Origin of the sequence: Chitinophaga qingshengii (assembly GCF_014529935.1) — a bacterium.
In the GTDB taxonomy this organism is placed as follows: Bacteria; Bacteroidota; Bacteroidia; order Chitinophagales; family Chitinophagaceae; genus Chitinophaga; species Chitinophaga qingshengii.
Window position 1 is genome coordinate 750510 of the sequence record NZ_JACVFC010000003.1, and the last position, 26924, is coordinate 777433.

The 26924-nt window shown below is 49.4% G+C and carries 24 protein-coding genes; 5 read left to right on the forward strand and 19 right to left on the reverse strand.

All coding sequences use genetic code 11. The annotated features are described in order from the left end of the window. Positions 1 to 24 precede the first annotated feature (24 nt). The 5 genes from ICL07_RS22740 to ICL07_RS22760 all read right to left on the reverse strand — a co-directional run bounded on the left by ICL07_RS22740 (position 25) and on the right by ICL07_RS22760 (position 3010). Positions 25 to 600 carry an RNA polymerase sigma-70 factor gene (locus ICL07_RS22740; protein ID WP_188090343.1) on the reverse strand — a complete coding sequence of 192 codons (576 nt, stop codon included), beginning with the start codon at positions 598 to 600 and terminating at the stop codon, positions 25 to 27. A gap of 89 nt (positions 601 to 689) precedes the next feature. Then, positions 690 to 1388, reverse strand: a complete 699-nt coding sequence (locus ICL07_RS22745) for an alpha/beta fold hydrolase (RefSeq protein WP_188090344.1) — start codon at positions 1386 to 1388, stop codon at positions 690 to 692. 51 nt (positions 1389 to 1439) lie between these two features. Beyond that, positions 1440 to 2051 carry a Crp/Fnr family transcriptional regulator gene (locus tag ICL07_RS22750; protein ID WP_188090345.1) on the reverse strand — a complete coding sequence of 204 codons (612 nt, stop codon included), beginning with the start codon at positions 2049 to 2051 and terminating at the stop codon, positions 1440 to 1442. Positions 2052 to 2080: 29 nt separating this feature from the next. Further along, the gene (locus tag ICL07_RS22755; protein WP_188090346.1) at positions 2081 to 2764 is read right to left on the reverse strand and encodes an NAD-dependent epimerase/dehydratase family protein; all 684 of its coding nucleotides are present in this window, start codon (positions 2762 to 2764) and stop codon (positions 2081 to 2083) included. A gap of 36 nt (positions 2765 to 2800) precedes the next feature. Further along, positions 2801 to 3010: a hypothetical protein gene (locus ICL07_RS22760; RefSeq protein ID WP_188090347.1), complete on the reverse strand. Its 210-nt coding sequence runs from the start codon at positions 3008 to 3010 to the stop codon at positions 2801 to 2803. A gap of 116 nt (positions 3011 to 3126) precedes the next feature. Here ICL07_RS22760 and ICL07_RS22765 point away from each other — a divergent pair, with 116 nt between their 5' ends. After that, on the forward strand, positions 3127 to 3852 hold the full coding sequence (locus ICL07_RS22765) for an SMI1/KNR4 family protein (RefSeq protein ID WP_188090348.1): 726 nt from the start codon (positions 3127 to 3129) through the stop codon (positions 3850 to 3852). On the opposite strand, the gene ICL07_RS22770 is transcribed toward ICL07_RS22765, so the two are convergent. Continuing rightward, entirely contained in the window at positions 3847 to 5259 is a 1413-nt protein-coding gene (locus ICL07_RS22770; protein ID WP_188090349.1) for an aminotransferase-like domain-containing protein, read from the reverse strand. The genes ICL07_RS22765 and ICL07_RS22770 overlap by 6 nt on opposite strands. A gap of 85 nt (positions 5260 to 5344) precedes the next feature. Here ICL07_RS22770 and ICL07_RS22775 point away from each other — a divergent pair, with 85 nt between their 5' ends. Further along, on the forward strand, positions 5345 to 5785 hold the full coding sequence (locus ICL07_RS22775) for a GNAT family N-acetyltransferase (RefSeq protein WP_246485140.1): 441 nt from the start codon (positions 5345 to 5347) through the stop codon (positions 5783 to 5785). A 52-nt stretch (positions 5786 to 5837) separates the two neighbouring features. On the opposite strand, the gene ICL07_RS22780 is transcribed toward ICL07_RS22775, so the two are convergent. The 5 genes from ICL07_RS22780 to ICL07_RS22800 all read right to left on the reverse strand — a co-directional run bounded on the left by ICL07_RS22780 (position 5838) and on the right by ICL07_RS22800 (position 10239). Continuing rightward, a complete protein-coding gene (locus ICL07_RS22780) occupies positions 5838 to 6236 on the reverse strand; it encodes a DoxX family protein (protein ID WP_188090350.1) in 399 nt (132 codons plus the stop codon). Between the two features lie 179 nt (positions 6237 to 6415). Further along, positions 6416 to 6718 (reverse strand): hypothetical protein, encoded by a 303-nt coding sequence (locus tag ICL07_RS22785; RefSeq protein ID WP_188090351.1) that lies wholly within the window; start codon positions 6716 to 6718, stop codon positions 6416 to 6418. Positions 6719 to 6870: 152 nt separating this feature from the next. Further along, positions 6871 to 8142: an erythromycin esterase family protein gene (locus ICL07_RS22790; RefSeq protein WP_188090352.1), complete on the reverse strand. Its 1272-nt coding sequence runs from the start codon at positions 8140 to 8142 to the stop codon at positions 6871 to 6873. Between the two features lie 89 nt (positions 8143 to 8231). Next, entirely contained in the window at positions 8232 to 8741 is a 510-nt protein-coding gene (locus ICL07_RS32325; protein WP_223152061.1) for an N-acetyltransferase, read from the reverse strand. A gap of 88 nt (positions 8742 to 8829) precedes the next feature. Next, complete coding sequence (locus ICL07_RS22800; protein WP_246485141.1) at positions 8830 to 10239, reverse strand: aminotransferase-like domain-containing protein; 1410 nt, start codon at positions 10237 to 10239, stop codon at positions 8830 to 8832. A 144-nt stretch (positions 10240 to 10383) separates the two neighbouring features. On the opposite strand from ICL07_RS22800, the gene ICL07_RS22805 reads away from it, so the two are divergent. After that, positions 10384 to 10785: a VOC family protein gene (locus ICL07_RS22805; RefSeq protein WP_188090354.1), complete on the forward strand. Its 402-nt coding sequence runs from the start codon at positions 10384 to 10386 to the stop codon at positions 10783 to 10785. 80 nt (positions 10786 to 10865) lie between these two features. On the opposite strand, the gene ICL07_RS22810 is transcribed toward ICL07_RS22805, so the two are convergent. After that, positions 10866 to 11846 carry a GlxA family transcriptional regulator gene (locus ICL07_RS22810; RefSeq protein ID WP_188090355.1) on the reverse strand — a complete coding sequence of 327 codons (981 nt, stop codon included), beginning with the start codon at positions 11844 to 11846 and terminating at the stop codon, positions 10866 to 10868. A 212-nt stretch (positions 11847 to 12058) separates the two neighbouring features. On the opposite strand from ICL07_RS22810, the gene ICL07_RS22815 reads away from it, so the two are divergent. Further along, positions 12059 to 13042 carry an ABC transporter ATP-binding protein gene (locus ICL07_RS22815; RefSeq protein ID WP_188090356.1) on the forward strand — a complete coding sequence of 328 codons (984 nt, stop codon included), beginning with the start codon at positions 12059 to 12061 and terminating at the stop codon, positions 13040 to 13042. Positions 13043 to 13244: 202 nt separating this feature from the next. Beyond that, on the forward strand, positions 13245 to 15428 hold the full coding sequence (locus ICL07_RS22820) for an ATP-binding response regulator (protein ID WP_188090357.1): 2184 nt from the start codon (positions 13245 to 13247) through the stop codon (positions 15426 to 15428). A 91-nt stretch (positions 15429 to 15519) separates the two neighbouring features. Here the strand turns inward: ICL07_RS22820 and pafA are convergent, their stop codons facing one another. From pafA to ICL07_RS22855, 7 genes are all read right to left on the reverse strand, one after another. After that, entirely contained in the window at positions 15520 to 17160 is a 1641-nt protein-coding gene (gene pafA, locus ICL07_RS22825; RefSeq protein ID WP_188090358.1) for an alkaline phosphatase PafA, read from the reverse strand. Between the two features lie 131 nt (positions 17161 to 17291). Further along, positions 17292 to 18869 (reverse strand): RagB/SusD family nutrient uptake outer membrane protein, encoded by a 1578-nt coding sequence (locus ICL07_RS22830; protein ID WP_188090359.1) that lies wholly within the window; start codon positions 18867 to 18869, stop codon positions 17292 to 17294. A gap of 20 nt (positions 18870 to 18889) precedes the next feature. Then, positions 18890 to 21943: a SusC/RagA family TonB-linked outer membrane protein gene (locus tag ICL07_RS22835; RefSeq protein WP_188090360.1), complete on the reverse strand. Its 3054-nt coding sequence runs from the start codon at positions 21941 to 21943 to the stop codon at positions 18890 to 18892. Between the two features lie 35 nt (positions 21944 to 21978). Then, positions 21979 to 22917, reverse strand: a complete 939-nt coding sequence (locus tag ICL07_RS22840; RefSeq protein WP_188090361.1) for a glycerophosphodiester phosphodiesterase family protein — start codon at positions 22915 to 22917, stop codon at positions 21979 to 21981. A 54-nt stretch (positions 22918 to 22971) separates the two neighbouring features. Continuing rightward, entirely contained in the window at positions 22972 to 23700 is a 729-nt protein-coding gene (locus ICL07_RS22845) for an MIP/aquaporin family protein (protein WP_188090362.1), read from the reverse strand. 54 nt (positions 23701 to 23754) lie between these two features. Beyond that, a complete protein-coding gene (glpK, locus tag ICL07_RS22850; RefSeq protein WP_188090363.1) occupies positions 23755 to 25248 on the reverse strand; it encodes a glycerol kinase GlpK in 1494 nt (497 codons plus the stop codon). A gap of 39 nt (positions 25249 to 25287) precedes the next feature. Further along, the gene (locus ICL07_RS22855; protein ID WP_246485142.1) at positions 25288 to 26832 is read right to left on the reverse strand and encodes a glycerol-3-phosphate dehydrogenase/oxidase; all 1545 of its coding nucleotides are present in this window, start codon (positions 26830 to 26832) and stop codon (positions 25288 to 25290) included. Between the last annotated feature and the right edge of the window lie 92 nt (positions 26833 to 26924).

Here is a 26924-nt window from a genome sequence, read left to right on the forward strand (position 1 = left end):
TGACAAATAAGAAAGACAGATGTCCTAGCGGGTGAGAAAAAAAATTATCAGTATCCTGAAAATTTCGGTGAAGGTGCCCCGGAGACTCTTTAAGGCACGGGTAAGATGGTTGGCAACGGTTTTTTCTGAAATAGCCAGCGTGGAGGCAATCTCTTTGCGGGAGTAACCGGCTTCCCGGCTTAAACGATATACCAGCCGGCATTGCTCCGGCAGGGCTTTGATCGTTAGCTGCAGCTGTCGCTGCATGTCGGCTACCTGCAACTGCTCGCCGGTGGATTCCTCCGCCGCCGCCCCGGTATATACGGTATGTTTTTCATAACGCTGAAAACGTTTCTGCCTGGCGAGGGTGTTGAGCACTTCATACTTCACGGCAGTAGCCAAATAGGCAGGAAGCGACAGGGTGACCGAGATGTCTGCCCTTCGCTTCCAGATATTGTAAAAAACTTCCTGTACCGCTTCTTCCGCTTCCGCAGGATTGCTCAGCCGGTTGACGGCAATGATGTACATTTTATCCCAGTACCGGTTGTACAACTCGGTAAAGGCTGCTTCATCATCGTGTTTTAGTTTGTCGAGTAATACTGAATCCTCCAGCTCTTTCATACGCGTTGAACATTCCTCTTAAAGGACCAAGATCGGTTGACGAATGCTCTAATGTACAAAAAATCAGTCTTTTTGTGCAAACGTTTGAATTACTTTATGAGAAACGTTTCCAGTATTTCGTTAAACCGATCCGGCAGCTCCATCATCGGAGCATGGCCACAGGCAGGCAACATTATCAGCTCCGAATTGGGTAACAGCTCATGAAATTCACGGGCTACATCCGGCGGCGCGATTTTATCTTCTTCTCCCCAAATCAACAGGGTAGGGGTCTGCATCTCGGGTAAAATAGCGGTGACATAATTGCGCTGAGCGGATTTGGCTGTTTGCACGATACGGAGGCATTTGAGACGGTCCCGCGTAATCTGGAATACTTCTTCTACCAACGCATCGGAGGCGGTAGCAGGATCATAAAAAGTATAGGCTACCCGCTCGCGGATGTATTCATAATTGCCGCGTTTAGGGAAAGTACCGAGACTATTGTTTTCATATAATCCGGAACTGCCGGTGAGTACCAGGCGGGATACTTTGTCGGGATGCCGGTGAGTAAACAGGATGGCTACATGTCCTCCCAGGGAGTTACCGATAACAACAGATTGTTCCAGCTGATGCTGGTGAACATATTTCTCGAGGAAACTAACCAGGTACTCAAGGTTGTCCTGCAGGTGATAGTCAAAAATAGGGAGGAGTGGAATGTGAATATCATAGCGTGATTCAAAATGCTGTACAACACCGTCCCAATTGCTAAGCCCGCCGAAAAGACCATGTAATAAAATCATGCTTTGCTTCATATATCTTTTTAAAAGCAAAACTAACGGTTCAGCTGGTCAGCGTCCGTGATCTCAATCACAAAAGTTGCGGGACTGGTCCAGCAGGTATAAACGCGCTCTGCTGAGGGCTTCCCGGCTGGTGTACAGGTAACGGGCAATATTGGTCAGGGATATTTTCTGAATAATAGCCGGACGTCTTTCCAATAGAAAACGATACCGCTGCAGGGGCGTCTTCAGGGAAAGAATATACTGATGCTCAGATTGTTGTTCAGATAGCTCCTGGAACAATTGCAGGTTCACATGCAGCAGGTTCATGTGCAGATCGTACAACGGCTGCAGCTTTTTAATGTTAATCCGCAATATGACTGCATCTTCCATCGCGATAATACTCACAGCGGAAGGGGCCTTTTTATTATAGCTTTCACAGTTGGCCAGAAAATCATCGGCAAAACCAAAACGCACTATTTTTTCATTGCCCTCATCATCCAGGATGGAGAATTTGAACATCCCCGAAAGCACAAATGCAGAATAACGCGCCACCTTGCCATAACGCAGGAAAGATTCCCCCTTGCGGATATGTTTCACAACAGCAATACTGTCCAGCAACTGCCATTCTTCCTGTGTTACCACAGGATATTTTGTTTTCAGTCGCTCGTACCAGGCAGGCAATTCATAAGTTGTCATGCCGTAAAATTAATGGAAAAATTTCGGAATTATTTACCGGGTGCCTTCGCCAGTAATATGATATCTTTTCCGTTGATGATCTGCCTGGGATAGCCCAGCAGGGTAACGTTTACCATGGCTTGACCCAGTTCCCGCAGGGTACAGAAGTAGTTGGCGCTTAATATCCGGCCAACGGGATACAGCCAGTTGATGAACCGGTAGTAGGTATGCGTATTTTTTAATCCGGGAGTAGGTTTGATATAACCAGGCCGGAAGGCATACACCTGTCCGAAGGGCAGCTTCATCAGATCATTTTCGGTTTTGCCCTTCACACGGGCCCAGGCACTGCGGCCCTTTTCGGTACTGTCTGTCCCAGCCCCTGAAACATAGCAGAACACCATGCCCTTGTTTCGCTCGCTCAAAACGCCTGCTACCCGCATAGTCAAAGTATAGGTAAGATGATAGTAGGCATCCTGGCTGATACCCAGGGAAGATACGCCCAGGCAAAAATAACAGGCATCATAACCCTGGAGTTGCTCCGCTATGGGAGATAACTCCAGGAAATCATGGTGAATAATTTCTGTTAATTTGGGATGAGTAATGCCACAGGGTTTGCGGCTCAAAATCAGCACAGCGGCTACCTGAGGGTGCTGCAGGCATTCATGTAATACCCCTTCACCCACCATACCGCTGGCACCGGTAACAATTACTTTCAGTTGCCGGATTTCATTCATAATAGTAAGTTAACTGCTTTTAGCCAGTTGCCCAAATCAAAGCGTTACCCAGACAATACGCGCTTCCTTTTTCTGCTTTGTCCGCTCAATCATCATTGTAACAAAAGATTTACCATCCTTACTCCGGGCGGTCGTTTCCAGCTGGGAAAAGCGGTTGGTATTGGTTTCCGGGGCGCCGTAGAGATAGGTTTGGGTGATCTGCCCGTTTTCATAAACCGCACAAACAGTTTGTGTCCGGCTCGCCACAAATACCGGTCTTTGGAACGATAGTCCTCCTGCTTGTCAACATCATTATAAAAAATATAATCTTTTTCATCTGCATGAAAGAAGGTGCGTTAACAGAGGCATCCAAAACAACTCCTATGCCGCAGACAACGAAATTATCGAGCGTGGAAACATTTCTCCGGTTACCTTTTATTCTCTATTTTGCGGCGATGGAAAACAAGATCAGGTTAATTTTAGAAAGACTGTTGGACAGGGAGTTGGAACCGGAAGATGGCGTCAGTGAAGCAGTGATAGCGGAAACGGAACAACGCCTGGGAATGGCGCTACCACCGATATTACGGGCGTTTTATCAATACGCCGGACAAGAGGAAACCGTGATGGATTCCTTCCAGCATTTCGCACCTATAGAGAAACTGGAAGTGGAAGACGGCAAACTCGTGTTCCTGGATGAACACCAGCATGTTTGTGTATGGAGTATAGCCGTTACTGATGCCGGTAACGACAATGCGGTGGTATACCAATGCCCTTATCCCGATGAGGAATGGTATGCAGAAGACTACAATCTGAGCGCTTTCCTGGAAATGAGCCTGTATTACCAGTTTGCACAAGGTGGCTGTGAATGGGTAGGCGTGCTGGATCGCGGGATGGATGATGAACAGATCGCGGTGGTACTGGCAGCTGCACAACAATGGGAGAAGGTGATTGATCATCCCGGCAACCTGATCATCTATTGGCATGAAGGCACAGTGCTGTGGTACTTCCCCGATGCGGAAGGAAAAGTGAGTGAAAATCTTTTTGCATCCTGTGTCAGCGAAGAAGCCTGGGAAGAAATGGAAGAAACCTACGGATTCAACGAGCTATAAATTCCCCGCAATCCTGCCGAGTTGCTGCAGTTTCTTTTGCAGTTGCTCCGACCAGGGCAGCCCCAGCGACAACCGCATGCAGTTGTCGAATTGTTTTTGCAGCGTAAACATACGGCCCGGCGCAATGCTGATCTTCTGCCGGATAGCCTGCTCATAAAGCTCTGCAGTATCAATATCTTTTTGAAGCTCTACCCAAAGCGATAACCCGCCTTGCGGCCGGGATATACGCGTGCCTTCCGGAAAATACCCGGTAATGGTGTTCGTATAGTGGATACAGTTAGTGTGCAGGGTGTCCCGCAGTTTACGCAGATGCAGGTCATAACCGCCGTTCTCCAGGAAGATAGCCACCGCCTCCTGGGTAACGGCGGTATTGGATAACGTATGCAGGTATTTCAGCCGGAGTATTTCTTCCTTGTAACGCCCCGGAGATACCCATCCCACGCGGTATCCGGGCGCCAGCGTTTTGGAAACGGAACTGCACCACAATACATTACCGGTTTTATCAAATGCCTTGCAGGATACCGGCCGGGAAGTTCCAAAATACAGATCACTATACAGGTCATCTTCTATCAGTGGTACCTGGTGTTCATCCAGTAACTGCACGACCGCTTTTTTATGCTCCTCCGGCATACAACATCCCAATGGCGTACTGAAACCGGGGACCAGTAAACACAGCTTAATCTGCCGCACAACGGCTTTCAACGCCTGAACGTCGATGCCGGTCTGCGGATGCGTAGGCAGTTCCAATACGCGCAAACCCATGCTCTTCGCCAGTTGCAGGATGCCCGGGTACAACGGGCTTTCGGTAGCGATGGTGTCGCCTGGTTGGGTAAGAGCCTGCATACAAAGACTGATCGCATTCATGCCGCCGCTGGTGGTGATCAGATCATCGGGAGCCAGTCGGCCGCCCCACATAAAACTACGCCGGGCCACTACCTGCCGTAGTCTGGCATTGCCTGTCAGCGGCTCATACGCAGTACCGCTGCCTTTCAGTTCCCGCGACGCTTGCAGCAAACACTTGTTGAGTTTCGCTACCGGCAGCAGTTCCGGCGATGGCATGCCAATAGAAAAAAGTGTCAGGCCTTTACGGTCCATTTCTCCATATACTTTACTGATCAGTTGATCCGGTAGGGTGCGGCTGTCTTTTCCCGATGGTTTGCTGACGGTAGGTAAGGGCAGTCGCCGGTATGGGGCTTCGGTCACAAAATACCCCGATTGCGGCCGTGAGATAATCAAAGCTTTATTTTCCAGCTCCAGGTATACCCGCTTGGCGGTGTTCATACTAATACCCTGTTCCTGGCATATCGTCCGGATAGAAGGCAGTTTGTCACCGGGCTTCCAAACGCCGCCCCTGATCAGCTGTATGATATTCTGCGCTATCTGCTGGTAGATATAGTCCTTCTTCATATGTCAACTGTATCCATCAAAAATACAAAAATTGTAACTGTATCCGTGTTTCGTTTTAGCCGATTTTTGTTGAAAATTATTACGGATGATGAATCATATAGAGATTAAATCAGGGATAGAACAGATGGATATAGTGGCTATACATCATTTCCTGAGTCATGATTCCTATTGGGCGAAAGGAATCTCTTTTGAATTGGTGAAAGCGTCGCTGGAGAACTCATTTTGTATGGGCGCATTCCTGGATGGGCGCCAGGTGGGCTTTGGCCGCGTGATCACAGACTATCACACTTTTGGCTGGCTGGCAGATGTGTATGTATTACCGGAATACCGGGGCAGGGGTATCTCTAAAGAAATGATGCGTTTCATGACGGAGCAGCCATGGGTGGGTAAACTACGCCGGCTGATGTTAAACACACTGGATGCGCATGAGTTATATCGCGGATATGGTTTTAACAATCTGACGAATCCTGTTATGCTGATGGAAGTATATCGCCCGGATGTACATCTTGCCAAATCATCATCATAAAAAAAACAAGCTGGCGACCACCAGCTTGCTTTTATATGATTCGTTAAATGGTTTAATCTTTACGTACCGGTATCAAGCCACGGATAGTATTATCCTGCAGGTACAGCGCTGCCCATGTCAGTATACCAAAGAGGACCGGGAACCAGAAAGGTTGTGCTACCCTGATCATAATAGCAACGGCCCCGCCGAGATAGGCGGTAATCAAAATAGCGCCCAGTACAGCCGTACGCGGAATCGCATAGAGAATAGTAGCGATCAGTAATACAAAGCCTATGAACTGTACCTGTGAGGCGGGCCATCCCAGGGCTACAGAGCCTTCCATGGAATAATGGTTCTTAATGATCTTCATGATCGCATCAAACAGTGCAAAAAGAATAACGATGATGCTGATGATTCTGCCCGTCAGACGTACGGATTTAGCAGGTGCGGGTATCGTTGTTGTGTGTGCCATTGTTGTTTTGTTTAGGTTTTAACAGATAGTGTTTATTGGTTGTCGTCATCCCTAAAACACTCCCGGAAAGCCTTTGGGTGATTGACTGATACAAAACTACAACCATTAACGATAACCTATGTTGTGTAAATCCGACAATTTAAGGGGGGATTTGCGGCGAAGCGGATATACGAAAACGACTAGCCCTGGGCAATCGCAGCGATATGCTCGTTGGAGAAAGTAATTTCATCACCTGCTTGCACCGTCTTCAGATGTTGTGTGGACGAAAGCAAAATACCTTTGTACTGATGGGCTTCTACGGCTGTAACCTTTGCCAGCAGCCGCGCTGCTTTGCGTCCCGAAGTACTGCTGAAACCATAAATACAAAACAGGCACACGGTGTCGCCATGGGTTAAACGGGATAATTCTTCTGCTGCGGGTTGACTGAATACTCCAGGATTTTCTGCGAGCATGGCAGAAATATTCTCGAACTGTATAGACATGGTCATATGGTTAATTGATATTGGTTGCTGCAACGAGGAATAATACTAAGATAATAAATATTTAGGGATTTTTTGATTTACGATTTTGGAATTTAAGGCAGCCTGATCCTCTTTAAATTCCAAAATCGTAAATCAAAAAATCCCTAAATATGCTAGCGGTCCACCGGTGTAGAAGTATGAATATAGAAAAGTCCGTCGAAGATATCCGGCCAAATGCCTTTCAGAGGTATAAAGTCGAACATAGTTGCCTGCTGTTTTTGTTGCAGCCAGCCTTTGGCAGTGCGGTAGTTGACAAACGCTTGTTCGTAGCCGGCTGTATCGAGTCGCCCTTCTACACTGCCCGGTACCACCGGCGGTACATTGACTGTGTTGCCGTTACCGTAATCAATGTAAGTGCCGGCAGAGCCGGAGAAGCCTACTACATAGGCCTCTTTCCCAAAATGTTTGCTAACAGTGGCGCCCATGGGCACAAATGTTTGCAGGAAAGGTATAGGCTTGCCCGTGAGGTCTTCCAGCGTATTGGTGTTTTTAGCGATATGAATATTATGCGCCCACACAATGATCTTCTTACCGGGAAATGCTTTTTCCGCCAACCAGATCAGATTCTCCGCCATTTGTTTATCACGTACGCTAAGCTCATTGCCACTTACCAGTCCCCAGTACCGTTTGGCCTGCGACTCAATGCTCTCTGTAACCTTCAGCCAGAAACCGGGAGAAGTGGTGAAGTGCCCATCCTTGTCCCTTTCGCGGGATAAACTGTTTTTAAGCTTGTCCAGTGTCCGGAAAAACTCCGTTTGTTCGGCAGCGGCAGGTCTATAGGCATTGGAATTAAAGGTGGCCAGCGACACCCGTTGGAACAACGCCCAGCTGCTGTCAGACAAAGAGAGATGTTTTTGTTGCAGGAACTGTTCAAAATCGGGGAACAGTTGTTTTTTAGCAAACTCGCCGGTATGCTGACTTTCAAAACCGCTCAGGGTCAGTGGTGTAGAAGTTTTTAACTGCGTTTGAATATAGTTAAACAGCGGTTGCATCTGTTGACTGGTAGCGTACATATAAAACAAGCTGCCAATCACTTCCTTTGACAACTGCCCTCCTTTTACGGTATTGTCCCAGATACGGGCGCAGTCATACAGGCCACTTTCAAAGGCGAGTACTTCAAATCCCATTTTCTCATGAAGAAACTGGATGAGCCTTGTCTTAGCCAGGAATGTAGTAGCTTCGCCATGTGTCTGTTCGCCGAGTAGTACCACCCTCGACTTACCGATAGCGGCACGTAGCGGTTCCAGGTCTGCATACCGGGTGTCTGCCGGATCGATGGAACGGATTTCGGCGGCATGGGGAATATTGGGCGCCTGCGCCGAAGCGGCGTGGCTGTAGAAGGCAAGGGCCAGCATCAGCGGCCGGAAGGATTTGCGTATAAGCATAGCTGTTAGTACGAAAAATGATGGATACAGGGAAGTCGGTCTGTCGGCGTAAAAGTACTATCGGCCTCACCAACCTCCCGGTAATTTAATCATTTTCGCCTGATAAGATATACCCCCGGCAAAGGAAGTTCATCCAACGTTGCTTGTCCGCCTTCCCGTTGGAAACGATGTCGTTCAAAGTAGGGGAGCAGCGGGCTGTCAGCATATTCGTGCATCCACAGCGCATCATAAGACTGGCCAACCTGCAAACACTTCTGTAACAGTGCTTCCGGGCAACCACTGTCTGCATATTGTTGCAGCACCCCATAACCGGTGAGCCGTTTTACTTTTTTTTCTGTCAGCGTATCCGGGCGTTTACCCTGGGAAGTAATCAGGGCGTAACCTGCCGGCTTGCCACCCGCATATACCATCAGCCATTGATTGGAAAAATTATTAACGTCCGATGCCAGCTGTTGCGGTGTATAGCGATGGAGGTAGGTGTTCAGTTGGGCATCAGATAGTACAGGTCCGTATTTTTCTTTTGCCAGCGTAGTGATCAGCTGAAGCAGGTCCATGATATTGGCTTCGTTGACTACCACAAACTTCGTCGTAATATCCATGTCTTAAGCAATTAGTGCTGTATAAAGGTAGCCCGATGCCTGTAACCAATCACAGTACAGCTCCTGAAAAAAGAACCGGTACAGTCAATCATTGTAGCGCCGCCCCAGCTTTTTTGATGGCCCGTTTCCGGGCAGCGGTATAGGTATCAGCGAAAACAAGCCGGAAACAATACCGGAAAGTATCGGAAAAGGAAAATACGCTGCCGGGTGTAAACCGGACACCTATCTGCTCGCAGGCCTTGTAAAATGCATCCATATCGGTGCGGGAAGGTAACTGTATCCAGCAATGATAGCCACCTGCCGGCATCGTTAAGGAAGTACCTTCCGGAAAGGCGCAGCTTACCAGATTCAAGGTAAGCCAGGCATTTTTCGCCAGCTGGGTCCGGAAGGAACGCAGATGCCGGTCGTAGCTGTGTGTCTGTAATAACCGGGTGACTGTCTCCTGAAATACGGGTGATACGCTACTGCCTAACGCAAACCGTACCTGTTCGGCCCTGGATAAATAGCGGCCGGCAGAAAGCCACCCAAGCCGGATGCCGGGGGCCAGTGTTTTGGCATAGGAGGAAAAGGTCATCACCAGGCCGCTATCGTCCAGCGCTTTGATGGTAGGCGGACGGCTACCGCTGAAATGGAGATCGCCATAGATGTCATTTTCAATGAGGGCTATATCATGCCGCTGTGCGATAGCCAGCAATGCCTGCTGCTGGTCAACCGATAAACAGGTGCCGGTAGGATTATGGAAATTAGGCGTTACGATAATGGCTTTTATCCTGGTGCGGGTACATACTTTATGTAAGACGTCCACATCGTAACCATCGCGGCCAACAGGAATTTCCACCACGCGCAATTGCAGAACGGAAATAACCTGCAACACGGAAAATACGCTGGGACTTTCTACGGCCACTACATCACCAGGCATACAGGCGGCCGACAGGGCAATATACAATGCCTGCAGCGCGCCATCTGTTATCAGCAGTTCGGCAGCCTGAAATAAGGTGCCATAACCTGCTGCCCGTTGTATGATCTGTTCTTTTAATGCAGGTGAGCCGCTGGCAGGGTAATAACGCAACAGGCCGGCGCCTTCGGAACGCACTACCTGCTGCAGGGTACGCAGTAACAACTTCTGTGGTATCATCAGATCGCCGGGGGCGGCTACATGGAAGGCTGACAATTGAAGACGGTTGCCTGGTTGTGCGGTGGTCGCCGACAGCCCATGCTGGAAAACGGCATCTCTCACTACCGGCTGCCGTACCGCCTTTGCGGGCTTTTCCGTTACCTGCTGCCGGGCAACGAAATATCCCGAACGCGGCAGGTTCTTTACCAGTCCACGCATCAGCAAATCTTCGTAACCCCGCTGAATGGTACTTACACTGGCGCCATACTTTTCCTTTAATGCCCGCACGGAAGGCAGTTTGTACCCGGGTTGCCAGATACCTTCCCGGATATTTTTTTCAATGTCCCGTGTAAATATTTCGTGCCGGTATGTTTTGATAGCCAAATCTGTACTGTTTATTTTCGTAAATATACAACCTGTACCGAAATGGGAAAATTCGTCGCATTTTACCATCAATATTGTCGGTATTGCACGTGCTCAACGGATATAATTCGGACTATGTTTGTATGAACAAAAAACGCACAAACTATGGCTAAACAGATCTTTGTCAACCTGCCCGTTAAGGACCTGCAGAAAAGCATTCAGTTTTTTACACAGCTGGGATATTCTTTTAATAAGGAATTTACTGATGATAAGGCTGGCTGTATGGTAATTTCAGAAGCGATTTATGTAATGCTGCTGGTGGAACCATTTTTTAAGACATTTACCAACAATGGTATTTGCGATACCAGCCGCCACACTGAATGTATTAATTGTTTGTCTGCCGATAGCCGTGAAGACGTGGACGCTGTTGTAGCGAAAGCGGTGGCTTTAGGCGCTACTACACCGAAGGCGCCGCAGGATCATGGTATTATGTATGGTCATGGATTCACCGACCTCGACGGGCATCATTGGGAATACATGTTCATGGAACCGGATGCCGCAAACTAATCTGTACTGCAATTTATTTTCCGACAGAAAAAGCCCGCCTCTATACAAGGCGGGCTTTTCCGTTGGAAAGCATTATACTACTATTCCACTTCAATTTCTTTATTATACCGGTTGCGGTATTGTACCGGCGACATACCGGTAATTTTTTTGAAGGTGATCCGGAACGCTTTCGGATCGGTATAACCAACGTTATACATCACTTCATTCACATTCTCCCGGGAGGATTCCAGGCTCTTTTTAGCGGCTTCTATCTTCACCCGCTGGATATATTCTACCACAGTGTTGGAAGTAGCTTTTTTAAACCGGCGTTCCAGGTTCCGCCGGCCCAGGGTGAACATACCGGCCAGCTGGTCAACGGTGATTTTTTCGGTGAAATTCTTTTCGATAAACTCCTGGGCTTTGCGGATGGGTTCATCTTCATGATCTTTCTGGCCGCGGAACACCATAAAAGGAGACTGGCTATCGCGCTGGATGTCTATCTGGAACGCTTTGGAACAGAAGACAGCGATCTGCCGGTCACAATATTTTTCAATCAGGTAAAGAATAAGATTGAGATAGGAGAAAGCGCCTCCGCTGGAGTAGATACCGTATTCGTCGGTGAGGATTTTATCTTCTACCAGTTCTACCTGGGGGTACATCTTCCGGAAATCGTTGGCGGCCATCCAGTGGGTGGCACATCTGCGTCCGGTAACGAGACCGGTAGCGGCCAGCAAAAAGGCGCCTACACATAAACTACCTACTTCGGCCCCGTTTTTATACTGTTGCACAATCCAGGGAACAAACTCCCGGTTTTGTTCCATCAGCCTGGGCATGTCGCCATCCAGCGCCGGGATGATGATCAGGTCTGTTTTAGACACCTCCTTGATGGTAGCATCTGCAAAAACAGTATATATACCCCCGCAAGCGGGTACCTCTTGGGTGAGCCCTACCAGCTGCACCTTAAACATGGGGGCATCACCGTTGTTTTTCAACATCTTGTTTACCTCGGTAAACACCTGACGGGGCCCTTCAATACTGCCTAGTACGGCTCCTCTGGGAACCAGGATAGATATGTGTTTCATGTTGTAAAGATAAAAGCGGGATTTGTCGGGATCAACCCCTTCGTTTGGCGTATTTACACCCCCACCAGGTGCCGTATGGTGAAAGGCTTTTACAGTTACTTAATCCGCTGCCAGTAAGCGTTAAAGGGGTGAATACCCACTCCCCGGGTTGCGTTCTTGCCATTTTCTGTTATCTTTGCCCGATTGAATGGTCTTTCGGATAAACAGGAACTATGAGCTTTTTAACGGTCTCCAACCTCAGCAAAAATCAGCTGGGCGTACCCGTAGTGAAGGATGTGAGCTTCACGGTGGAAAAATTTCAAAAAGTGGCGATCGCCGGGGAAACCGGTTCGGGTAAAAGCACGCTGCTGAAAATGATCGGCGGCTTCGTACAACCCGATGCGGGCAAGACCGCTTTTGAAGACGTCAGGGTAGAAGGCCCGCTGGAAGTGCTGATTCCCGGACAACCGGGCATCGCCTACCTGTCGCAGCACTTTGAACTGCGCAACAACTACCGGGTGGAAGAGATTCTTTCCTTTAACAATAAGCTGACGGAAGAATCTACCGCTGAACTGTTTGAACTGTGCCAGATCACCCATCTCCTGAAAAGAAAGACCGATCAGCTCTCCGGAGGCGAAAAACAACGGATCGCACTGGCCCGCCTGCTGGTAACCGCACCCCGCCTGTTGCTGCTGGATGAACCTTTTTCCAACCTGGACCTCATCCATAAATACAAACTGAAGGAAGTTATACACGATATTTCGGAAAACCTGGACATCACCTGCATGCTCATTTCCCACGACCCGTTGGATATCCTTTCCTGGGCCGATGAACTGCTGATCATGAAAGATGGTGAGATTGTGCAGAAAGGCACGCCTCAACAGGTATATAGCCAGCCGGTCAATGAGTACGTGGCCGGATTATTAGGCCCCTATAATCTCCTGAGTCCTGCTAAAGCGAAGAAGTTCGCCGGTCTGCCCGGAGTGACCGCCAATGGCAAAAGCCTTTTCCTCCGTCCGGAAAGTATTCACCTGGTATCAGAAAATGAATCGCCGGTCAAAGGAAAAGTCAAACATGTTCATTTTTATGGCAGCTTCTACGAAACGGCGGTCACAATGGCTAAAGACACCGTGCTGGTGAGGACTGCCAAATCCCAGGTAAAAAAAGGAGACACCGTTTTCCTGTCCACCCATCCGGATGAAGTCTGGTATCTCTAGTATTTCGGGGACCGTTGATCCGTTAAAAATCAACGGTCCCGGCCGTTAATTCACGTTTTTTTGTTAACTTCCCTTTCTAAGCAACTCCCACAGTTGCCCCACGTCCTTTTAATCGTATTGTTTAATCGCATCTTTTAATCGTATCAGTAACCATCAGTACTGTAAACCCGCTATTGTTTACTTAAATCAGCTATCCGTTATCATGCGCCGATCCATTACCGTATTTTCCGTAATCCTCTTCCTTACAGCATTTGCCATTGCATGGTTATTTAATTATGGGTATGATGTACACCAGCGCAGTGCCGGTAAACTATTGCAGTCGGCAGATACGCTCTCCCGCGATCATCCTGGCATCCGGTTGATGGATAATGCCCTGTTGACCCTGAATAAGGCGGAAAACAATTTCCGGATGTTCACGATCACGTACAAACGAAATTATCTGCAAACTTTCTCGATGCAGCTAGGCGAAGTATTATCCGCCGTTGACAGGGTGGCAGGTATGCTCACAAAAGCTACTAATCATGAACAGTTCAGTACCCTGGTGGCTAAAAAAACGGAAGTCTCCGAACGTATCGCCCAAATGAAAAAGGCAACCGACTCTATGTTGTCTACTTCACTGACAGATGACCGTATTGATAAGCTGCTAAGCAGTATTCCTGCCTATAAAGTCACTCAAATCAAAAAAGATGAAGTGACCATGGACACGGTCAGCAACGTGCAGGCCGCACCGGAAAAAAAGAAAGGTTTTTTCAAACGCCTGGGCAATGCCATCTCCAACAAAAACAAAGGCGATACGGTAAAAGCCCAGATGGCCGTGATGGTAAAAACTAAAAGCGGCAAGGTCATCGATAAGGAGACCTATGATGCACAGCGCATGAAGGATATCATCACGGATGTAAATGGCTACTATAAAAAAATCCTGCGCACGCAGCTGTCCAACCGCCTGAAGATTGATGCGGATGAACAATCGCTGGCGGGTACCAATATATCCATGCTCGCTGAACTGGATACGCTGATCGTAGCCCTGCGCGACAACGCCGCCACCGCGGAGGCGCAGCAAAAACAACAGGCCAAACAGCAAATTACCAGCGATGCCGGCAAGATGCGTAGTATTGCTTTATGGGGCTTTGTGGCGGCGATCACCGGACTGTTGTCGTTTTTGGTCACCCGCTTGCTGTTATTTAAAAAACAACGGCAGGTGGAAGCTAATGAAACGGCCGCCAGGGAACAGGCGCGCATACGTACCGAGTTCCTGGCCAATATGAGCCATGAAATCAGGACGCCGCTCAATGCGGTGGTAGGATTCAGTGAACAACTGTCGTATTCCGATCTCTCCGCCGGCCAGCGTGAGCTGCTGCGTTCTGTGGAAACCTCCGCAGATATGCTGATGCAGGTCGTCAACGATGTGTTGGATTTCTCCAAGCTGGAAAAGGAGTATATCTCCATCCTGCGTGAACCCTTTTCCCTGTATGATACTTTTGAAGATGTGGTCAATACCACGCGTATATTGGCAATACAGAAAAATCTCGAATTTAAGGTCAACTTTGAAGGCACACATCCTGAAGTAAAAGGCGACGCCTTCCGGTTAAAACAGATCCTGTTAAACCTTATCAGCAATGCGGTGAAATATACGGCTAACGGCACTGTAACGGTCACAGGTAAGGTGGACATGCAACAGGAACATCACGCCTTGTTTACCTTCACGGTAAAGGATACGGGTGAAGGTATCAGCAAGGAGGCACAGGCGAATCTGTTTGAACGTTTTTACCAGGCAGCGCCTACACGGACCACCATCAAGGGTACCGGCCTGGGACTGGCTATCACTAAAAAACTGGTGGAGATGCACGGCGGCAGTATCGGGTTTAGCAGCGAAGTGGGACAAGGCACCGAGTTCGTTTGCCAGATTCCCTATGAGCTGGCCACCGGCAGCAGCCACGCGGTGATGACGCCTTTGGAAACAGAACATCCGCTGGGTGCGTTTATGGAAGGCCGTTATGTATTGGTGGCAGAAGATCAGGACATGAACCTGTTACTGCTGAAAATGATGCTTACCCGCTGGAAATGCCGCTTCGATATGGCCAAGGATGGGGAAACAGCAATGCGTTTATTTAGCCAGCAACACTACGACCTCGTACTGCTCGACCTGCATATGCCCAAACTGAGCGGATTAGAGGTAGTGGAACGGATCCGTAAAGATGCGGACCCCCAAAAAGCCGGGGTAGTAGTACTGGCCCTGACGGCAGATATAACGGAACAGGATGTACGCGATTTTAAACGCGCCGGCTTCAACGACTGGCTGATGAAACCTTTCCGGGAAATGGATATCTATAAGGTAATCCGGAAAAACCTGAAGCTGGGAGAGAAGATTGTTCCGGAAAACAACTGATGGCGTAAATTCAAACCCCGTGCTGAGGGCCGGTGAGAAAATTTGTTTCACCGCTTTATAGCACGGGGTGTAGAAAGGCTTCCGCCGCTGATTATTTCCCATATACACTTTCAATCGGGCGTCCTACGCAACCGTTCGGCATCTGTATACGCAGCATGGCGGCCAGGGTGGCGGCGATGTCTGTCATATGCGTGGTTTCATTGGTTGTGCCATGTTGTACATGCCATCCCATGAATACCAGCGGAATATGCACGTCGTACAGGTTCCAGTTACCGTGCGTAGTGCCTTTTTCGAAGCCCTGGTACCATCCTGGTTCAGGGATGATCATCACGGAGCCGGTACGTTTGGGGTTGTACCCGTTGGCGATCATGCTTTTGATAGGCTGTGGTATCGGGCTGTTGCCGAGGTTGTCGATATCTGCGGCAAACTGAATACCCGGCTGCCGTTGCAGGAATTTCACGGTTTCTTTTTTGATGGCGTCGTAATCCAGTTTATTGGATTCGATCCTGGCGATGTCGTAGTTTACATGGTAGTTCATACCGGAGCGTACGAGGCCTTTTACACCAAAACGAGCTGCCAGCAGGCTATCCAGGCTAGCCATCATGGCTTTGTCTTTTACAAAGCCGGCAGGTACGTTATATTCCTGCATAAAACCTACAGAGTGGGCGGCGCCATGATCGGCGGTGAGGAACACCAGGTAGTTGCCTTTACCTACTTTTTTGTCGAGGTAGCTGAAGAAGCCGGCCAGGTCCTGGTCGAGGCGCAGGTAGGTATCTTCTACTTCGATGGAATTGGGACCGTATTTATGTCCTACGTAGTCGGTTGAAGCGCAGTTGATGGTCAGGAAGTCGGTCGCTTCACCGCCGCCGAGGTTATAACCTTCTACGGCTGCCATCGCAAATTCCAGGGTGAGGGTATTACCGGCGGGTGTGGTGCGGATGCTACCCGGATCTTTTTTGTAGATCTCTTTCATGTTATGCGGGAACACGGGCGCTTTCTCACCACCGAAGGTACCTTCCCAGGACACGTTATCGGCAGTGCTTTGTACGTAGGTGTTGATAGGACGCATTGTTTCCCATGGTTCGGACATGAGTTGTTCCGGCAGTTTTCGCGCATTGAAACGTTTCACCCATTCCGGCAGTTCTTTCATGTAGTAGGTGCTGGTAATGAAAGATGCATTGGCATCATCGAACCAGAAAGCGCCGTTGGGTGTATGTCCGGCAGGCAGGATGGAAGCGCGGTCTTTCAGGGATACGCCTACTACTTTAGAGCGGAAGTTGGTGGCAAAACGCAGCTCGTCGGTGATGGTGGAAGCCAGCAGGTTACGGGGCGACATTTGTCCGGCTTTGGAATTGGAGCCTACGGATTGCACAACGGTATCTTCGGTGCAATACCATTTTCTGCCGGTGAGTTGGTCAGTCCAGTCGTTGCCTGTAATGCCGTGAATGGCGGGTACGGAACCGGTATATACAGTGCTGTGTCCTACAGCGGTAAAGGACGGGAGATGGCTGATGGTGGTGTTTTCGCAGGAGAAACCTTCTTTCAGCATCCTGGCAAAACCGTCGGATTCATAACGGTCAGCGTAGCGGTACAGGTAATCCCAACGCATCTGGTCCACAACAATCCCTACAACAAGTTTGGGTCTTTCCGGTGCTTGTGCCATGGCTGACGGAGCCTGCCCCAGGGCGAGGGCGCCCATCATCAGCAGGGCGGAGAGTTTTAGTCTGGTCATGTTTTTTTAGATTTCTATATAGCTGTAAATACTTAGCGGTCCTGGGCCCTCCGGCCAGAACCGCTAAGTTTATTCCGTTTCAGCAAAAATGCCGCTTTTTATGTATGAACGGACAAATAGCTGGATGAATATTAGTATCCGGGATTCTGCTCCAGATTAGGATTGAGGTCCTTTTCCGTTTGCGGAATAGGCCACCAGTAGTCGCGTTTAGGATTGAATATGCGCTTCTCCACTTCTTTGCCTGCGTAGTTGTAGATAGGGCCATTCATTTCCACTTCCGCTGTTTTCCAACGACGGAGGTCATTGTAATATAGTCCTTCACAGGCAAATTCCACCCGTCTTTCGTGGCGGATTTCTTTACGCATTTCTTCTTTAGACAAACCAGGTTTAAAGTGCGGCATTTTTACGCGGTCACGGATCTTATTCAGTGCTTCATATACAGTCGCATCCGGTCCTACAGCCTCATTTTGTGCTTCTGCATACATCATCAGGATATCGGCGTAACGGAGTACGATGAAGTTAATATCAGATTGCCCGCCTTTCAGGTCCTGGTCTGCTTTTGCCGGTACGATGCTGTCGTAGACGCTGAATTTTTTTACTCCATAGCCGGTAATAGCAAAACGTTTGGTATCAACCACTTTCCCCTGATAGATATCTGTCGGGTAGGTAATGGTCCCTTGCAAACGGGGATCGCGGTTTAAATAAGGGTTTTGCGGATCATAGCCGGAAGCCGGGTCTGCAATAGGCAGGCCATTTTTCATGTAGTAGGCTTGTGCCAGGCCCAGTACCGGTGCATTGGAATTGTACTGTGAGCAAATCAGGTCAAAAGAGTGGGCCTGATTGGGAAACAGGTACTGTACGTCAAAGATGACTTCCTGGTTGTTTTCGTTTTGTTTCATGAACAGGTTCCGGTAGTTGTTGAACAACCCATAACCAGTACCGCCCAGGTCCATCACAGCCTTAGCTGCAGCAGCAGCGTTGGCCCATTTGGTAGCGTCATTGGCAGGGTTCAGCAAAGGACTGGCTTCAAACAGCAGCACTCTTGCTTTGAGTGACATTGCAGCGCCTTTGGTAGCCCTGCCTTTGTCGCTGGCGCCATAAGTAAGCGGTAACATCGCAGCGGCGTCTTCCAGGTCTTTCAGTACCTGCGCTACCACTTCTTCCCGGGTATTGCGGGGCAGCTGGCTTTGGGTGTCTTTATTCGGGAGGTCCAGAATCAATGGTACGCCGCCATAATAATTCTGCAGCATGAAGTAATATAGGGCGCGCAGGAACAGCGCCTGTCCCTTCATCAACTTTTTCTGGCTATCATCCAATCCCGGTACCTGGTCAATTTTGGCGAGCAACGTATTACAGCGCCCAACACCACCGTAGCAATCGCTGTACCTGGCGCTGATAATACCGCCTGTACTGGCCATGTGGGTGCCGTTGGCGACATACTTATATTGCAGGGACTCCCCATTGTTCCAGGCATTGGGAGAAAGGGTTTCATCCCATAATGCGGTGGCATTGTTAGATCCCTTACCTCCAAATACGCCATCATTGCGCAGGACAGAGTAACAACCTGTTAGTCCGGCATTGGCCGCTTCGGGAGTGGTCCAGAAGGTAGCTTCGGTGTATTTGTCATGTGGCGTGGTATCCAGCAGCGCTTTGTTGCAGGAAACTGCCACTATTCCGGCAAAAGCCAGTGTAATATATGTTGTTTTCATTGATGTCATGGTTTGATACATTAGAACGTTACGTTTAAGCCTCCGTTAAATGTTTTCAGCATCGGATAACGGTAAATGGTGGTTTGGTCCAGTATGGATTCGGGATCAAAATCCTTGTAACGGGAGAAAGTCAGCAGATTCTCACCATTGATGAATACACCTACTTTGCTGATCTTAACTTTAGACAACCATCTGTCAGGTAAGGAGTAGCCCAGCTGAATATTTTTCATACGTACGTAAGCGTTATTGCGCAGCCAGAAATCGGAGCCACGGAAGTTGTCGCTGGCGCCGATGGTGGCAATAGGCAGACGGGCATTCGGGTTCTCCGGTGTCCAGGCGTCTGTCAGCCACTCTTTGGTGGCATTGGCACCATTCACGAAAGGAACAGCCAGGTTGCCGGTGGGATAGGCTTTGATACCGCCAATACCCTGGAAAGAGGCATTCAGGGTGATTCCTTTGTAGCCCAGGTTAAAACCGAAACCAAACGTCCATTTAGGTACGGAAGAAGAACTGTTCAGTATCACACGGTCGTCGCCATTGATGATGCCATCTCCGTTGATGTCTTTGTACTTGATATATCCGGCCCGTGTGTTGGGATTCTGGGTCGCACTTTTAGCCACTTCTTCATTACTCTGGAAAAGGCCATCAGACAGCAATACATAGTAGGCATCGATGGGATACCCTTTCATGGTAATGGTATTACCGCTGTATATTTTCTCACCTTTCAGGTCCACCACCATATTCTTGTTGTAGGATACGTTACCGTATACGCCATAATCCAGGTTACCGAAATTATCACGGTACTGCAACACTACTTCAATACCGGTGTTATCTACGGTACCAACGTTCTGCTTGGGACCATTCAGATTACCTACCTGTGAAGGAATAGCAACAGTGCGTAAAATACCGGTAGTCCGTTTTTTATAGGCATCTATAGTCAACGCAATGCGGCTTTTCCATACATTGATATCTACGCCGGCATTGTAGGTTGTAGTTGTTTCCCAGCTGATGGTGGTATCTGTATAGTTTTTAGTAGCGCCGCCGGAGCTAAGTGTACCGCCAAAACTGTAATCCTCTTTCAGGTCAACAGACGGTGTATAGCTGTAAAGTGGTACGGCCTGGTTACCCATCTGACCAGCGGATACACGCAGTTTTAAGACGTCAATGAATTTAGAATCGAAGAAAGATTCTTTGTCAATACGCCAACCTGCAGACACAGAAGGGAAGAAGCCCCAGCGGTGTCCTTTGGCAAAACGGGAGGAACCATCATACCGGAAAGTCGCTTCCAGCAGATATTTCCCATCATAGTCATAGTTGGCACGTCCAAAATAGGACTCCAATACATCACGGGTGGTATTGCCGGTAGTGGCGTTCCATACAGTGCCAGCTGACAAAGCGTCGAGTGTGGCATCCAGATAACCATACATGCTGGCATCAAACTGGTCACTGTCAAAATTGTCATAGCTGGCGCCTACCATCACGCCCAGATTATGTTTGGAAGCAAAAGTTTTTTTCCAGTCCAATGTGTTGTAGAAGTGGATGTTCATATCATTGTAATCCGTCTTGTACGAACGTGGAGCGGTGGTCTGGTTGTTCCAGTTAGTGACTTTATTGGTCTTGGGATCGTAGGTAGACATGCGCGGCGTGAACTGCGTTAATTGTCCATCATACTTATCTACCCCAAATTTGATATTGTAGTTAATATCAAACGGTAACTTGTAATCGGCAAAAATGGTAGCCAGGAAACGCTGTACTACTTTGGTTTGCAGACCATTGTAAGACAACATACGGGGATGTTCCCAGTTATTGCGGCCAGCTGTTCTCAGCCAGGAATTGCCATAGCGGCCATCTGCAAGCGTATCGGTCAATATAGGCAGTGCTCGCGCCAGATATTCCCAGGTAGAGTTGTAGAAAGGCTGTGTATAGTTACGGTAATAACCATCCAGGGTGATGCCCGCCTTTAACTTACTGGTTACCTGCATGGAGGTATTAAGACCTACGGAATACTTTTTTTCATGATTACCAGGCCCAAACAAAATACCGTCACGGTCAAGATAACCGAGTGATAACCGGTATTGATATTTCTCACCACTGCCCGCTACACTTAGGTCATGCTTTTGAATAATCCCGTTTTTGAGTGCAATCTTATACCAGTTATTAGCCGGATAAGTAATCGGATCTGTCAGCATCCCCTTTTCATATTCGGCTATCTCTGCATCAGAATAATCCAGCTGCGTAACACCGGTGTTAAGATTGGCCTGGTTCTTCAGCTTCATATAAGCAATCGGATCATCGATGATATCCGGCAGATAAGTAGCTTTCTGCATTCCGCGATAATAGCTGTAATTAACTTTGGAAGCGCCTTTGCCTTTCTTGGTGGTTACCAGGATAACGCCATTGGCTGCACGGGAGCCGTAAATGGCTGCAGCGGCATCTTTCAATACGGTAATGGTCTCAATGTCATTCGGATTCAATTCATCCATGGAATATTCGATACCATCTACGAGCACTAACGGAGAGGAGCTGCTTAGCGTACCTACGCCACGAATGCGGATGGTGGCACGGTCTACACCCGGCTGGCTATTACCAAGATTCGCAAACACTCCCGGCACCCCCTGCAACGCATTACTGGCGTTGGTCAGCGGACGGCCTTCCTGTTGTGCCATAGACACAGTGGTAATGGCGCCGGTGAGCGTAGCTTTTTTCTGGGTGCCGTAACCCACTACTACAACATCATTCAGCTTTTGTACATCTTCTTCGAGGATGATCTGTAACGGCGTGGCATTGGCGACTTTAATCTCTTTGGAGAGATAGCCGATAAAAGAAATTTTTAACGTGGCACCTACAGGCGCATTGAGTTTAAACTGACCATCAGCGCCGGTGCTGGCGCCTTTACTGGTACCGGCTACCTGGATGTTAACGCCGGGAAGTGGCGTTCCGCCCGCCCCGGTTACTTTGCCGGAGAGGGAAATGTCCTGTGCATACAGGGAAACGGTCGTGGAAAGAATGACCCCGAGGCATAGCAATAGCAGCCCTGCCGGACGCAATGCCCGGAATCGTGTTCGCAATTTCATAAGCTGTTTTTTTGTGTTGTTTTTTTTGGTTGACTTTATTTTATCGCTTCTTCCAGCCTGTTGGGATAATCTGTGATGATACCGTCTACGCCCATGGCTTTAATTCTTTTCATTGATTCAACATCCTGGATAGTCCAGGGAACAATCAGCACGTTTTTATCATGGCATTTTTTCACCAGTTCCGGCGTTACCAGGCTGAGATGCGGATTGTAGAAAGCAGGAGTGAAACCCAGCTGTTCTATATGTTTTTCGAAAGACACGTTTTTGTCGCCGGTCAGGAAACCCAGTCTGATCTTCGGATGCGTTTTGTGCAGTACCTGCAACGGACGCATATCGAACGACTGGATCAGCAAACGGTTGCCCAGCGGTTTCAACTGTTTGACGGCCATCATGATCTTCATGTATTCTTCCGGAGCCGGTTGTTCAGTACCGTCGGTCTTTTCGGAGGATTTTACTTCCAGCAGGTAATACACCGGCGGCAGGTTATGTGTTTTCGTATAGTGCTCCACGGAGTCGATCATTTCTCCCAGCAACGGCGCATAGGAGCGGAGCCGTGTTTGTTCCGGGAACTCCGGGTAGGCTTTTTCACCAATGATAAAACGACGGATGTCGGCATAGTTCATATGGTAAAAAATGTATTTGTTGCGCTCCGCACTGGGAATGTCTTTCCCGTCAGGCATCGTGGTGTAGGACGGTGTAAAGGACGCATCGTGGTATACTACTACCTGCCCGTCTTTGGTGATGTGTACATCAAATTCAATGGTGTTGGCGCCTGTCTCAATGCCTTTGTACATCGCCGGAATGGTGTTTTCAGGCATCAGTCCGCGGGTACCGCGGTGTCCGACTTTAAAGAAAGCGGGCAGGTCTTTGTGTTGTGCAACAGTGGCAGACCTGCTTGTTTTACAGGCTGTAAACGCAGTCGCTGCAGCTGCCATGGCGCAGGCCATCAGCCGGAGATTCATTTGTTTTTTCATTGTTGATAGTTGTTACAGGTTGTGATCATTTTTTCTAACGTGCATACGTGATGGTTATTTCAGCAACAGGTACAAGGCCGCTGCGAGTACGCCGCCTGCCAGTGGACCGGCAACAGGTACCCAGGCATAGGCCCAGTCGCTATGACCTTTACCATTCATCGGAAGGATGGCGTGCATGATACGCGGACCTAAATCCCTGGCTGGGTTAATAGCATATCCGGTGGTACCGCCTAAAGAAAGACCGATGGCCCATACCAGGAAAGCCACGGGTACAGCGCCCAGGGAACCCAGGCCTACAGGTGTTTTTTCGGTACCCAGTTCCGCATTGGTGAAATAAAAAATAGTGAACAGCAGCACAAAGGCGCCGGTCACTTCGCAGATAAAGTTGCGCAACGGTTTACGTATAGCCGGCTCCGTGCAGAAGCAGGCACGCTGTAAACCATTGTCAGGCGTAGCATCGAAATGGTCTTTGTAGTTGTACCACACCAGCGAAGTGCCCAGCATGGCGCCGCCCATTTGTGCCAGCACGAACATAGGCACGTCTGCCCAATTGAACTTGCCGGCGGCGGCGAGTGCCACGCTCACGGCGGGGTTCAGATGTGCACCGCTGTATGGACCAGCCACAACTACGCCTACATATACGGCCAGGGCCCAGCCGGTGGTAATAACGATCCATCCGCCGCTGTTGCCCTTGGTTTTGTTGAGTACTACATTGGCTACTACGCCGTTGCCCAGCAACAGCAGTAAAGCGGTACCGATGAATTCAGCTAAAATCGGAGACATAGAGATTGGTAGATATTTTATGTTTGGTTAAGGATTGCATGATTTCCGTCTACGTTATTGCTGTGCCCAGTGTCTGGCGGCATCTACGGCTTTATGCCAGCCACTGATCCAGGTATCGCGGTGTGTTTGTTCCAGGTTCGGCGCAAAAGTTTTTTCCATCTGCCACTGGCTGCGGATCTCTTCGAGGTTCTGCCAGTAACCGGTAGCCAGGCCGGCCAGGTAAGCGGCGCCGAGGGCGGTAGTTTCTGTAATGCCAGGGCGTACTACTTTCGCCTGCAGGATATCCGATTGGAACTGCATTAGCAGGTTGTTGCCGGTGGCGCCGCCATCTACGCGTAATTCCTGTATGCTGATGCCGGCATCGGCTTCCATGGCCTTGAGTACATCCATGGTCTGATAGGCAATGCTCTCCAATGCGGCACGCGCAATATGCGAGGCATTGGTGCCACGGGTCATGCCCACAAGGGTACCACGGGCATGCTGGTCCCAATAAGGAGCGCCTAGCCCGGCGAATGCAGGTACCAGGTATACGCCGTCGTTTTGTGCTGCTTTGGCGGCGAGTGCTTCTACTTCGGAAGAGGAACGGATAATGCCCAGTCCATCACGCAGCCACTGTACGATGGCGCCGGCAATGAAGATGCTGCCTTCGAGGGCGTAATGGGTCTGACCATTCACTTTCCAGGCGACGGTTGTCAGCAGGTTATTTTTGCTGATGATTGGTTTAGTACCGATGTTCATCAACATAAAACAGCCGGTGCCATAGGTGTTTTTTACCATACCGGGCTCGGTACACATCTGCCCGAATAAGGCGGCATGCTGATCGCCGGCCATACCGGAAATAGGTATCTGTTCAGCGAAAACACCGGGAGCGGTGAGTCCGCATACTTCGCTGGATTCTTTTACTTCCGGCAGCATAGAGACAGGGATGTCCAGTAATGCCAGCAGTTCTTCGTCCCATTGCTGCGTGTGGATATTGAACAGCATGGTGCGGGAGGCATTGGTAATATCGGTGGCATGAACAGCGCCATGGGTAAGGTTCCATACCAGCCAGGCATCTACGGTGCCGAAAGCCAGTTTGCCTTGTGCTGCTTTTTCCCGGGCGCCACTAACGTTATCGAGGATCCATTTTACCTTGGTGCCGGAGAAATAGGCGTCGATCACGAGGCCGGTTTTAGCCCGGACCATTTCTTCCTTACCGCTGGCTTTCAGGCTGTCGCAGAAAGCGGCGGTGCGGCGGTCCTGCCATACGATAGCGTTGTGTACGGGTTTGCCGGTTTCACGGTCCCATACAATGGTGGTTTCCCTTTGATTGGTGATACCGATAGCGGCAATGTTACCACCTTCCAGACCTACTTTGGCCATCGCTTCGGTAGCAACGCCTATCTGGCTGCTCCATATTTCTGCAGGGTCATGTTCTACCCATCCTGGTTGTGGAAACAACTGGGTAAATTCTTTTTGTGCTACAGAAATAACGGCCCCTGTTTTGTCGAAGATGATGGCTCTTGAGCTGGTAGTACCCTGGTCCAGCGCCATTACGTATTTGGTCATGTTTTTCTTTTTCTGCGTGGATAATTGTTTGATCGTATGTTAAGCGCCTACAGGCAGTTGTTCGCGTGTACGGATGTTTTTCAGCAGGTAGTTTTGTGCTACGGCGGTAAAGGCTGCCACCTGCTGTTTTTGCCAGGTTTCGTCTTTGCCCAGTTCTGTTGCCATGAGGGATGCTACTTCCGGCGCCATGTCAATGGCTGCCTGTGCATCGAGGAACAGGGCCCGGGTTCTCCTGGCAAGGGTATCTTCTACGGTGCGCGCCATTTCCTGTCTCACCGCCCAGATTACCTGTGCTTTGATATAAGGTAACCGCGGATGTATGATTTTGCCCAGCTCCGGCTGCATCGCGGCCAGTGCCTGTACCTGCGCGGCGTCGCTGCCATATACATCTAATGGTATCTGTGTCATGGGCTGCTTCTGATAACCATGTATGCGCAGGTCTTTGGTGTTGCATTTGGCGGCTGTGATGTTACCCTGACGGATAGCTTCGTCCACCGTGTCTTCTGCCATCTTGCGGAAGGTGGTCCATTTACCGCCGGTGATGGTGATCAGTCCGGAAGGGGCGACGATGATTTTATGGCTGCGGGAAATCTCCTTGGTGCTGTTGGTATCTTTCTGCGGCGCTGCGAGTGGACGTAAACCGGCAAATACGCTCAACACATCTTCACGTGTAGGCGTACGGGTGAGATATTGTGCGGCCGTGCTGAGGATAAATGTTATCTCCTGTTCCAACGCTACCGGCTCCATGCTGTGGGATTCCAACGGGGTGTCGGTGGTACCCAGCAACACTTTATTGTGCCAGGGCACGGCAAAGAGTACACGCCCGTCTGATGTCTTGGGTATCATAATGGCGCTGCGGCTTTGCAGGAAAGAGGCGTCGAGTACCAGGTGTACACCCTGACTGGGGCGTACCAGCGGACGGGCGCCGGGATTATCGAGTTGCAGGATCTCATCCACAAATACGCCGGTGGCGTTGATCACCGTGCGGGCAGCCAGCTGGAAGGTTTCGCCGCTCTCCAGGTCGGTGGCGGTGACACCGCTCACTTTCCCGTTTTGTTTCAGCAGACCATCTACCTTGCAATAGTTGAGCACTACGGCGCCGTTCTCTGCGGCTGTTTGCGCGATATTGACAGCCAGCCGGGCATCGTCAAACTGTCCGTCATGGTATACGATACCGCCTTTAAGGCCATCGGCCTGTATATTCGGTAGCCGCTGGGTGACTTCATTTTTACTGATATGTTTGGACTTGCCCAGGCTTAAGCGGCCGGAAAGCAGATCATATATTTTAAGACCGATGGTATAAAAAGGACCTTGCCACCACGAATAGTGCGGAATAATAAATTGTTGGTTATGTGCGAGGTGAGGAGCGTTGTTGAGCAACAAACCTCTTTCATACAAGGCTTCTCTTACCAGGGCTACGTCGCCCTGAGCCAGGTATCGCACCCCGCCGTGTACCAGTTTGGTAGCGCGGCTGGAAGTGCCTTTGGCAAAGTCGGCCTGTTCCAGCAATAAGGTTTTATATCCCCTGGAAGCAGCGTCCATGGCTATTCCCAGGCCAGTGGCGCCTCCTCCTATAATGATCATATCCCAGGTACGGGTGGACGTGGATCTTAGGCTTTTGATTGATTCCGGTCTATTCATATTATTACAATGTTCCTTTTAAATACTTTCAAATT